The sequence below is a fragment of the Streptomyces sp. NTD91 genome (genome assembly GCF_059510455.1).
This window is the reverse complement of sequence record NZ_JCAJZW010000048.1, coordinates 47,179-57,026: the sequence shown is the minus strand read 5'-3', so window position 1 is coordinate 57,026 and position 9,848 is coordinate 47,179. Positions and strand designations below refer to the sequence as shown.

The window sequence follows — 9,848 nt, the reverse complement described above, 5'->3', positions numbered from 1 at the left end:
ACCTTCGAGATGATCAAGGAATGAGGTCTTGACAAGGCCAACACTGGCCAAACGCAACGGTGTTGCACGACAAGGGACACGACCCTCATGCTCGTCTGTGACGGGCTGAAAGACTGCCCGACGCGGTCGAGACGGTCTCGCCCCGAACTGTCGTCCAGACGTACATCGTTCACTTGATCCGCAACAGCATCCGCTACTGCGCTCGTCAGGACGGGAACAAGGTCGCCAAGGATAACGCGCCACCTGGTCAGGCGTCCTGGGCACGGCACCGGTTCACCTGATCTCCTGGCGCGGATGGGGATACAGGGCGCTCTCCTCAACCCTCACCACGACGTCCGCCGCCCCGGCCCCGCTCACGGACCCCGCCACCGCCGCAACGACCCACGACCACGCGGACAGCACCCACGCGATCGCGATCGACGGCACCCACGCCTTCCCCGAGAGCATCGCCGCCGACAGCCCTCAGTGACCACCGTGGACACGGGGGAAGCGCCGGCTGGAGAGTCCATGCGCCGGCTGGACGGCTCCTTGGCTCGTGGCCTTACCTGTAGAAGACGGCCACGCCCCCGTGGTGCGAGCAAGCGCCCTGATGGTGGGCGGCGTACGAGTAGGTGCCGTCGTTGCAGAGCGCCGTGGCACCGTTACCAGCACTGCCTGAACCGCCCGAAGCGCTGGAGCCCCCGCTCCCGGACGAGCCGCCGTTGCTCCCCGAACCCGCGGCAGCCGCCTGCGCGGTGACGGTCACCTTCACCTTGACCGTCTTCGTCGCCGTCACCGTCGGTCCAGGACTCGGCGTCGCTGTCTCCGTGGCAGTGGCTGTGGCTGTTGCGGTGACCGTGGCGGTGGGTCGCACCTTGTCGGCCGCCGGCTTCGCGTCGGTCCCGTTGTTCTGCCCGCTCGCGCCGGCGCCGATGCCGAGGAAGAAGGCGAAGCCGATCGCGGGCAGCACGTACCGCTTGCGCGCCCATCTCGGAGCCGTTCGCGCGGGCGGCTGCGGCGGCATGGCGTACGGGTTGCTCATGTGTCCCCCCAGGGTGCGTTGGAGGAACGACCGTAGCGCCAGTTGTGAGTCTTGTGTGAATATTCAGTGCAACATTCATCTATTCGTGACGCATCCCAACCCCGGCTCAGGCGTAGGTGGGTTCGGCGACTCGTCGCGCTCCCCCAGCCGTGGCGCGTTGAGAGTGCGCCACGGCCATGGGTGGTACCGGCGCATGGCGAAGTTTCAGTCCCGTCAGTCCCACGGGCCCGGGCAGAGTGAATGGGTGGCCATGGGGACGGGCGACGGGTGGCAGGGGCAGGCAGGTCAGGCGCTCATCCATGCGGTCGCGGGACTGACGGGACCAGAGCTCGGCATAGATCCGTAGAGCGACGGCAGCTCGCAGTCAACTCGATGCCTTGGTCCCGTCAGTCCCGTGCACGCGGTGGTACCGACGTCGTCTACCGGCCGGCTGGTGCTATCTCGGCGGCCTGGCCCTTTTGCGAGCGCGGGGTCTTCGCGCCGACCTTGCCCGGTTCGATGGTGCTGGGGTCGACGGCTTCGCCTGGGGCTCCTACGGCGTACGGCCCGTGAGGCTGCTTGTCGCGGTCGTGGGGCAAGAGGAAGAACGCGCGGCGGGCGAAGAGTCCGGAGTCGGGGTCGCTGGCGGCGCCCGGCTGAAGGTTGGTGTAGCCGACGAGGCGGCCGTCGCGCGAGTAGCGGGGCTTGCCCTTGCGGGTGGGCACCTTGTCCAGGGCCTGCCTGACGTAGTCGAGGTTCGCTGGGTCCTCGAGCCAGACCACTTCGGCTTCGTCGGTGAGCTGGCTGTCTTGCAGCATCGAGCTCATGGCCGCAGACCCTCCTGTCCCGTGGACCGGCCTCTGGCCGGATCATGCGGCGCGCTCACCGCTGGTCGTCTGGTTCTGGCAATTATCGCAAGAGTCCTGGACAGGGGGCTGTCGGACTCTGTCCGGAGCGTCATTCGCCGGGTTCTGCCGCGGCGTCGGCGAGAAGGGCCAAGCCGGGGTAGAGCTTGCGGTCGTTGTTCTTGATCATCTCTGCTGGGGACGCCAGGCCGAGTTCCTGGCGGATGCGGCTGGCGAAGGCGCGGCTCGTGGCGGGGCGGATCCCTTCGTCGGAGCACCAGCGTCCGTAGGTCTCGTAGAGGAGTTTCTGCTCGACGCGCAGTTCGGGATTGGGCTGCCCGTCTTCGCCCTTGGTGCAGCGCTCGGCGATGAACCGGCCGATGTGGTCCTCGGTCTTCTCATAGGCTTCTGTGGCCAGCCGTACGCTGGCCGGTCCGTGGAGAGGGTCCCTGGTGGCAAGGTATTTCTGGGCACCTTGGATGAGCCAGTTCAGGATGCCGGGGCCTTCGTCACGCACGAGTTCCTGAGCCAGATTATCGATCTTGAGTTCGTCGGGGACCTTCCGTTCGAAGGGGATGATTCTCATGCGGCGCCAGAACGCGTAGCCGCCGGTGCCGACTTCGGGCCGGTGGTTTCCCAGGAGCCACAGCTTGTGCGTGGGCCGGAAAGTAAAGAAGTCCTGGCGCATGCGGCGGGCCGTGATGGTGTCGCCGCCGGTGAGCAGCTTGACGCGGGCCTCGTTGAACTTGTCGTTCGGTTTGAGTTCGGAGCATACGACGATGCGGCGGCCGTGCAGTTCGGTCAGCTCGGTGCTGTGCTCGGTGAACTTTCCCTTCTCCATCAGGAAGCCGGGCGGCGCCGCGTTGGCGTAGTCGCCGAGGATCTGCATCATCACCTCGAGCAGTACGGACTTGCCATTGGCTCCGGATCCATACAGGAAAGGCAGGATCTGGGCCCCCACGTCCCCGGTGACGGAGTAGCCGAGCAGCAGGTGCAGGAACGCGATCGTCTCCTGGCCTTTGGCGTCGTCGCCGAAGGTGTCTCGCAGGAAGCTGCGCCAGCGGGGCAGAGGCATGTCCTCGGGGCCGACCGTGGTGGCACGCGAGTGCATGTCCGTCAGAGGGTCGGGCTTGCGCAGGTCACCGGTCCGCAGGTCGACCACGCCGCCCGGGGTGCACAGGGCGTACGTGTCCCCGTCCATGGAGTCCGGGTCGAGGCTGAGTCCCGGGGCGGCCTGCGCCTGCTGAAGCAGAGCCTTGACACCCGAAGTTGATTGAGTGCGACGCCGGTGTGCGGCTACTTCACGGTCGCTGAAAAGCCCGTGCGGATCGGTCCGGGGCATCTGCTCGGCCATGTCGCCGGCTGCCCACATCGCACCCTTCTCACCACCGGTGCGCTTCCACCGGTACTGGTCCCACGAGTACCAGCCCAGGCCCTCTACGTGCCGGAAGCGGTCACTGTACAGACGCGCGAACAGCTTGGCGTTGCCCCGGTCGGTCAGCTCGTCGGGCAGCAGGCCTGCCGGAGAAACGCGTCGGGCTCCCTCTCTTGCCGCCTGCGCCGGCAGAAGCGCTTGATCTCCGGGCAGGCCGAGGTCGAGACTCGTCTGGCGGATCTGCCCGCCGCCGGCGGCCGCGGCCTCGAAGCGAGCCGACTCGGCGCTGCTCATGAGCATCCCTTGTGAAAGCCCGGGGGGAAAAGACGAGTTGATCGAACGAAACCGGTTCGCGTGGAGCTGCAGGGCTCGTGCATGCCTCCACCGCAGCGGACACCTCCGGGTCCTGACGAGCCTGCCGCAACCTGGCCGGGCACTAGAGAGTCCTTGTCCTAGCTGATCTTCTTCGTCTGCCGCATCAACTCCACGGACACCGTGTCCGTTGCCCGGCGACCCGTCTCAAGGACGGGGCTAACGGGACTGACGGGACTGAAGTTTCCGCTCGCGATCAGAGGCTAGCGCACACCCCGTCGTGGCAGCACATGCAACGTCATTGTGTCGAACATTCAGTCCCGTCAGCCCCGCGCGGCCAGCACCCAGCAGGAGTCGCAGGGCCGGGCCGGGACCGAGTGCTGGATTGGTCCCGCTTCGGTCCCGTACTCAAAAGAGCAGGTCAGAGGGCACAGTTCCCGTTCCACGGGACTGACGGGACTCAAGGTCCTATATATGAGCTGTACAGCACAGTTAGTACTACAGAAGTACGTACGCGCGCATGCGCGCGCGCCTGATCGTCATAACTTGCACACTGAGTCCCGTCAGTCCCGTTCACAACCCCCAGATGGCTCTGACCAGCGATTTTCCCCACGGGACTGAAGCGGGACTCAAGCAAAGAAGAGTCCCGTGAGTGACACACAAGCCCCTCGAACCAGTCGAACAGCCCCCGCATCCGACCCTCGCCACCGAAAGTCAGCCACGACGATGTCGGCAGTCGACGGAGCAGGCGCGCGTATGTTGCAGCAACCCTGTTCCGGCCTCAGCCACGCTTCCTTCTTGAAGGCCTCGAGAGACCCGCCGGCCGGCCGCACGGACAGGTATGGCCACAGGTGGTCAGCGCCGCGGCACGTCAGGGGCGGCCGCCCTCGTTGCAGTCGACACGGACGACGGACGGTCTGACCTGACAGCTCGTCGACACTTGAGAGTGTTCGGGCGCTGCGACGTCCTCAGAAGCACGCACTCAGCGGCGTCGGCGGGCGTTGAGACGGGCGGCCTGGCGAGTCAGATGGACGCGCTCGGCGAGGTTGGGGGCGTGGTGGGCCGCCTCGGCGTAGAGGCGAGCGGCCAGGGTCGGGTCGCCGTCGCGTTCGTGGGGGTAGGTGGCCACGGCGGTGTGGCGGGGCAGGGTCGGGTCCAGTTCCGCGAGCGCGGCCAGGCCGGCACGTGGGCCGTCGGCCTCGCCGACGGCCACTGCGCGGTTGAGACGGACGACGGAGCTGTCGGTCAGGCGGACGAGCTCGTCGTACCACTCGACGATCTGCACCCAGTCGGTCTCCTCGGCGGTGGTCGCGTCGGCGTGCAGGGCGGCGATGGCGGCCTGGAACTCGCCGAGCCGGTCGCGCCCGAGGGCGGCCTGCAGGATCTCGATGCCCTCGGCGATCAGGCGTGTGTCCCACCGGACGAGGACGCCGGTCAGCGGTGCGTCAGTGTCGTGTCAGGCCGTCGCGGCACCATGAAACACGTGAACGGCGCCGCGGCAGACGCGGGACCGGGAGCAGGGAGAGGTGCCCGGAGTGGCTGATCGGGGACCAGGGCGCAAGCCCGGAGTCGGACCCTCGAGGGTCCACGCAGGTTCGAATCCTGCCCTCTCCGCCGACCGCTCGTTCAGCCTCAGCGAGGGCTGTGGACCGTCAAGGTGAGGCGACGCAGGGCGGGTGGGCCCCACGTCGGCTCGCCCCCCGGACGACCGATGGGGATGCCGCGTGGCGGGCTGCCGCGCTGCTGCACACCATCGTGCATTTCGAGCCGCTTGCACACCATGGATCCGTCCGGTGAGGCCGTCGACCCGCCGTACGGGGCTCTGTCGGATCTCGTGCGGAAGGTGCGGCACGACCGCCGCCGCGCGGGTCATCACCACCCACACGACGGCTGAAGCGATCGGAGCCCAGGTCCGGACACGATCCACGGGCCCCACGGAAGTCGGCGTGAACCTCCCGGGCGCTGCCTCATGTTGTGGCCAGTCCCTCCGACGCGCCGTGTTCGAGACGGGCGCCGCCGGAACGCCGGGGACCGAGGATGCGGGCGTCCTGCCGTGCGGTCTCGCCGAGGTGGACGGTGGCGCGGGCGCCGGGTCCGTTGATTGACCCATGAGTGCGGGCGACGGCCCAGCGCTCGTGTCGGCGTTCCGGTGGATGAGGCCCGGCTCTCGAAGGGCGCGGCCTCCTTGTGCTCGCCCGCAGCGCCGGCGTCGTACCCGCGAGCCCGCGAGGGCGTGGCGTCGGAGCCGCCCGCTCTCGTCCTCGGCGGCCCGGCAGTGCGTTCACCTTCATCCATTGCATCGAACGCGCTCCATTCGTTGCATTACCCGGCATGGGCATTGCAACAATTAATGGCTATCTACCGGCAGAATTGCAGATTGCATGCAACGAGACTGTTGCCACTTAGCTGAAAGCAACGTAGCGTTTTTAGTATCGGAAACAAGATCCCGAGGAGCCTGCCATGCTGAAGTTCACCACCCCCGCCGCCATCACCGCCGTCTTCGCCATCCCCGCCGGACGCATCCAGGTCATCGCCGCCGACCGGGCGGACACCGTGGTCGAGGTCCTGCCCGCCAACGCCACCAAGAGCCGCGACGCCAAGGCGGCCGAGGAGATCAAGGTCGGCTACGGCGACGGCGTGCTGCGGATCGAGGCCCCGGAGACGGCCAATCGGCTCCTCGGGCACTCCGGGTCCGTCGAGGTCACCGTCCAGCTGCCCGCCGGCTCCCGGGTCGAGGCGAAGGCGGACGCCGCCGAGTTCCGCGGCGTCGGACGGCTGGGCGATGTCGACGTCACGGGCGGCTACCGCTCGGTCAAGCTCGACGAGGCTGCGAGCGCCCGCCTCAGCGCCCAGGACGGCGACATCTCGGTCGGCCGACTCAGCGGCCCCGCGGAGATCCGCACCCAGAAGGGTGACATCCGGATCACCGAGGCCGTGCGCGGCGCCGCGACGCTGCGCACCGAGAACGGCGACATCTCGGTCGGCGCCGCCCGCGGCGTCTCCGCCTCCCTGGACGCGGGCACCGGCTACGGCCGCATCAACAACACCCTCAGGAACGACGGCACCCCCGAGTTGACCGTCCACGCCACCACCTCGTACGGCGACATCACCGCCCGCAGCCTCTGACCACCCGCAGCCCTCGAAGGAGCACCCTCATGAGAACTCCGGCCATCGCGGCGAACGGTCTGCGCAAGTCCTACGGCGAGAAGGCTGTGCTCGACGGCATCGACCTGGCCGTGCCGGAAGGGACGATCTTCGCTCTGCTCGGCCCGAACGGTGCCGGCAAGACCACCACGGTGCAGATCCTGTCCACGCTGATCTCCGCCGACGGCGGGCAGGCCCGGATCGCGGGCCACGACCTCGCCACCGAGGCGCAGGCCGTGCGCGCCACGATCGGGGTGACCGGGCAGTTCTCCGCGGTGGACGGGCTGATCACCGGCGAGGAGAACATGCTCCTCATGGCGGACCTGCACCACCTGCCCAAGGCCGAGGGGCGGCGGGCGGCCGCCGAACTGCTGGAGCGGTTCGACCTCGTCCAGGCGGCGAAGAAGCCCGCCTCCACCTACTCCGGCGGCATGAAGCGCCGCCTGGACATCGCCATGACCCTGGTCGGCAGCCCGCGGATCATCTTCCTGGACGAGCCGACCACCGGACTCGACCCGCGCTCCCGGCACACCATGTGGGGCATCATCCGTGAACTGGTCTCCGGCGGTGTCACCGTCTTCCTGACCACCCAGTACCTGGAGGAGGCCGACCAACTCGCCGACCGCATCGCCGTCCTGCACAACGGCAGGATCGCTGCCGAAGGCACCGCCGAGGAACTCAAGCGGCTGGTCCCGGGCGGTCACGTCCGTCTCCGCTTCACCGACCCGGCCGCCTACCGCTCCGCCGCCGAGGCGCTGCGCGAGGCCGGCCGGGACGACGAGGCCCTGGCACTGCACATCCCCAGCGGCAGCACCCAAAGCGAGCTGCGCTCCCTCCTCGACCGGCTCGACTCGGCCGGCATCGAGACGGACGAACTCACCGTGCACACCCCCGACCTCGACGACGTCTTCTTCGCCCTCACCGACACCACCACCGTGCCCAGCCAGCCGAACCGGTCCTAAGGAGACCCTGCGATGAGCGCTCCCCTCGCCCCCGCCCGCCCGGCCCGGTTCTCCCTCGCCGTGCGCGACTCCTCCACGATGCTGCGCCGCAACCTGCTGCACGCCCGGCGCTACCCCTCCCTGACCCTGAACCTGCTGCTCACCCCGGTCATGCTGCTGCTGCTGTTCGTCTACATCTTCGGAGGCGCGATGAGCGGCGGCGCCGGCCGCTCCGCCTACGTCACCTACCTCCTGCCCGGCATCCTGCTGATGACCGTCGGCTCCACGGTCATCGGCACCGCGGTGTCCGTCTCCACCGACATGAGCGAGGGCATCATCGCCCGTTTCCGCACCATGGCCATTCACCGCGGCGCCATCCTCACCGGGCACGTCATCGGCAGCATCCTCCAGTCGGTCATGAGCGTGGTCCTCGTCGGCGCCGTCGGCACCGCGATCGGCTTCCGCCCCCACGGGGCCGCCGTGCTGGACTGGCTCGCGGCGTTCGGCCTGATCGTCCTGTTCGCCCTGGCGCTCACCTGGATCGCCGTCGGCATGGGCCTGGCCAGCCCCAACGCCGAGGCCGCCAGCAACAACGCCATGCCACTGATCCTGCTGCCCCTGATCTCCAGCGCCTTCGTCCCTCTGCACTCCATGCCCGGCTGGTTCCAGCCCATCGCCCACTACCAGCCCTTCACCCCCACCATCGAGACCCTGCGCGGACTCCTCCTCGACACCCCCATCGGCGACAACTGGTGGATCGCCCTCGCCTGGTGCCTCACCCTCGCAGCACTCGGCCACCGCTGGTCCACCTCGACATTCGACCGGGACGCGAAATAGCACCAGGACAACGCAGACCACCCCCCACACCCCCATCCACCCACAGCGGCACACCCCCGCGACACCCCCACCGGAGTACCCCGCCCCTCTCGCGTGCGGCGGTCTTGGTCTCGCCCCGGGGGCCGACGGGCAGTTCGGCGGCGATCCAGGGATCCGGAGTGGCCCAAGACCTCATTCCTCGGCCGCGGTGTCGGCACGGTCAGCGGCGATGATCCGGATGCGTCCGGCGAGGACGTCCAGGACGGCGGAGACGGGAGCGGGGGTGTCGAGCTTCTGCATCGTGCTCGCCCCCGTCCTGGCGGCTCAAGTTTCCCAATCTCGAAACGCTACGTTGCTTTCTTGGTCGCTGCAAGACCGCTCTTGCTTTCAGGGTCGTTGTGTGCCAGTTCAAAGCACTGAGATCATTGCAATGACGTCTCTTTTAACGCAACGAAGAAGAGGCTCTTCGTTGCAAAATATTGAAGATGAACACTATGGTGGAGGCGTCAGGGAAAACCGAGCCGCGCCATGAACACCCGTGGCGTGGGAAGGAGCGCACCGATGCCGGGAGGCAGGCTCACCCAGGCCGAACGCCAGCAGATCGCGCTGGGGCTGGCCGACAGCCTCCCCTACGCCGAGATCGCCCGACGTCTCGGCCGCCCGACCTCGACGATCACGCGAGAGGTGATGCGCAACGGCGGCCCCACCGCCTACCGCGCCGAGCTGGCTCAACGCGCCACCCAGCAGCGCACCCGCCGGCGCAAGCAGTCCACGGCCCAGGGAAGGCAGGCGCTCGAGCAGCCCTACGGGCGCGATGCCGAAGCCGTGGCCGCGTACCAGGAGACCCTCACCACCGTCTTCATGGCCTCGGGCCTGCCCAAAATGATGGCCCGCGTGCTGGGTTGCCTCTACACGACCGACACCGGCAGCCTCACCGCCTCAGAACTCGCCCAGCGCCTCCAGGTGAGCCCGGCGTCCATCTCCAAAGCGATCACATTCCTCGAGAGCGTCGACCTCGTCCGCCGGGAGCGCGACGAACGCCGCCGTGAACGCTACGTCGTCGACGACGACCTGTGGTACCAGTCGATGATCCAGAGCGCACGGGCCAACGACCAATTCATCGAAACCGCACGGCAAGGCGTCACCATCCTCGGCCACGGCACCCCGGCCGCCACCCGCCTCGAAAACGCCGCCCGTTTCCTCGACTTCGTCAGCGAAGCACTCATCCGCGCCGCCGAACAGGGCCGCGCCGTCCTCTACACCAGAACCGAGACGGTGCCGGACGACACCACCGACCCCGAGCCGGACGACGGACGCACGACCGCACCGTCCGCCACTGGATGAGCACGCCACCGAGGTGGACAGCCGCATGCGCGTGCGCGAGGCCGTCCCCTATTACGCCGTAATAGCCGCCG

6 protein-coding genes, 1 tRNA gene and 5 pseudogenes are annotated in these 9,848 nt (G+C 68.2%); 7 read left to right on the top strand and 5 right to left on the bottom strand.

Going from position 1 to position 9,848, the window contains the following annotated elements:
* Window positions 1–84: 84 nt before the first annotated feature.
* A pseudogene (locus AC5WRT_RS33085) lies at window positions 85–242 on the top strand (transposase); the annotation flags it as partial.
* Between the two features lie 299 nt (window positions 243–541).
* On the opposite strand, the gene AC5WRT_RS33080 reads toward AC5WRT_RS33085, so the two are convergent.
* From AC5WRT_RS33080 to AC5WRT_RS33065, 4 genes and pseudogenes are all read right to left on the bottom strand, one after another.
* Window positions 542–1,021: a DUF3761 domain-containing protein gene (locus tag AC5WRT_RS33080; RefSeq protein ID WP_496097761.1), complete on the bottom strand. Its 480-nt coding sequence runs from the start codon at window positions 1,019–1,021 to the stop codon at window positions 542–544.
* Between the two features lie 419 nt (window positions 1,022–1,440).
* Entirely contained in the window at window positions 1,441–1,827 is a 387-nt protein-coding gene (locus AC5WRT_RS33075; RefSeq protein WP_496097760.1) for a DUF6009 family protein, read from the bottom strand.
* Window positions 1,828–1,957: 130 nt separating this feature from the next.
* Window positions 1,958–3,514: a DNA primase family protein gene (locus AC5WRT_RS33070; protein ID WP_496097759.1), complete on the bottom strand. Its 1,557-nt coding sequence runs from the start codon at window positions 3,512–3,514 to the stop codon at window positions 1,958–1,960.
* Window positions 3,515–4,514: 1,000 nt separating this feature from the next.
* Window positions 4,515–4,952, bottom strand: a pseudogene (locus AC5WRT_RS33065) (RNA polymerase subunit sigma-24); the annotation flags it as partial.
* Between the two features lie 100 nt (window positions 4,953–5,052).
* Between AC5WRT_RS33065 and AC5WRT_RS33060 the strand changes: the two are divergent.
* The 5 genes and pseudogenes from AC5WRT_RS33060 (at window position 5,053) to AC5WRT_RS33040 (ending at window position 8,454) form a co-directional block, all read left to right on the top strand.
* A tRNA-Cys gene (locus AC5WRT_RS33060) sits at window positions 5,053–5,146 on the top strand.
* Window positions 5,147–5,242: 96 nt separating this feature from the next.
* A pseudogene (locus tag AC5WRT_RS33055) lies at window positions 5,243–5,426 on the top strand (hypothetical protein); the annotation flags it as partial.
* Between the two features lie 566 nt (window positions 5,427–5,992).
* Window positions 5,993–6,658 (top strand): DUF4097 family beta strand repeat-containing protein, encoded by a 666-nt coding sequence (locus tag AC5WRT_RS33050; RefSeq protein WP_496097758.1) that lies wholly within the window; start codon window positions 5,993–5,995, stop codon window positions 6,656–6,658.
* A 29-nt stretch (window positions 6,659–6,687) separates the two neighbouring features.
* Window positions 6,688–7,654, top strand: a pseudogene (locus tag AC5WRT_RS33045) (ATP-binding cassette domain-containing protein).
* Window positions 7,651–8,454, top strand: coding sequence for an ABC transporter permease (locus AC5WRT_RS33040; RefSeq protein ID WP_496097757.1), 804 nt, complete (start codon window positions 7,651–7,653; stop codon window positions 8,452–8,454). Before AC5WRT_RS33045 ends, AC5WRT_RS33040 begins: the two are co-directional and overlap by 4 nt.
* Before the next feature lie 177 nt (window positions 8,455–8,631).
* Here the strand turns inward: AC5WRT_RS33040 and AC5WRT_RS33035 are convergent.
* A pseudogene (locus AC5WRT_RS33035) lies at window positions 8,632–8,733 on the bottom strand (DUF4097 family beta strand repeat-containing protein); the annotation flags it as partial.
* A 261-nt stretch (window positions 8,734–8,994) separates the two neighbouring features.
* Here AC5WRT_RS33035 and AC5WRT_RS33030 point away from each other — a divergent pair.
* The gene (locus AC5WRT_RS33030; RefSeq protein ID WP_496097756.1) at window positions 8,995–9,777 is read left to right on the top strand and encodes a GbsR/MarR family transcriptional regulator; all 783 of its coding nucleotides are present in this window, start codon (window positions 8,995–8,997) and stop codon (window positions 9,775–9,777) included.
* The last annotated feature ends 71 nt before the right edge of the window (window positions 9,778–9,848 follow it).

What these genes read in the sequence shown, in the direction of transcription:
- AC5WRT_RS33080 (WP_496097761.1), bottom strand. Translation starts at nt 1,021, where the DNA reads ATGAGCAACCCGTACGCCATGCCGCCGCAGCCGCCCGCGCGAACGGCT.
- AC5WRT_RS33075 (WP_496097760.1), bottom strand. Translation starts at nt 1,827, where the DNA reads ATGAGCTCGATGCTGCAAGACAGCCAGCTCACCGACGAAGCCGAAGTG.
- AC5WRT_RS33070 (WP_496097759.1), bottom strand. Translation starts at nt 3,514, where the DNA reads ATGAGCAGCGCCGAGTCGGCTCGCTTCGAGGCCGCGGCCGCCGGCGGC.
- AC5WRT_RS33050 (WP_496097758.1), top strand. Translation starts at nt 5,993, where the DNA reads ATGCTGAAGTTCACCACCCCCGCCGCCATCACCGCCGTCTTCGCCATC.
- AC5WRT_RS33040 (WP_496097757.1), top strand. Translation starts at nt 7,651, where the DNA reads ATGAGCGCTCCCCTCGCCCCCGCCCGCCCGGCCCGGTTCTCCCTCGCC.
- AC5WRT_RS33030 (WP_496097756.1), top strand. Translation starts at nt 8,995, where the DNA reads ATGCCGGGAGGCAGGCTCACCCAGGCCGAACGCCAGCAGATCGCGCTG.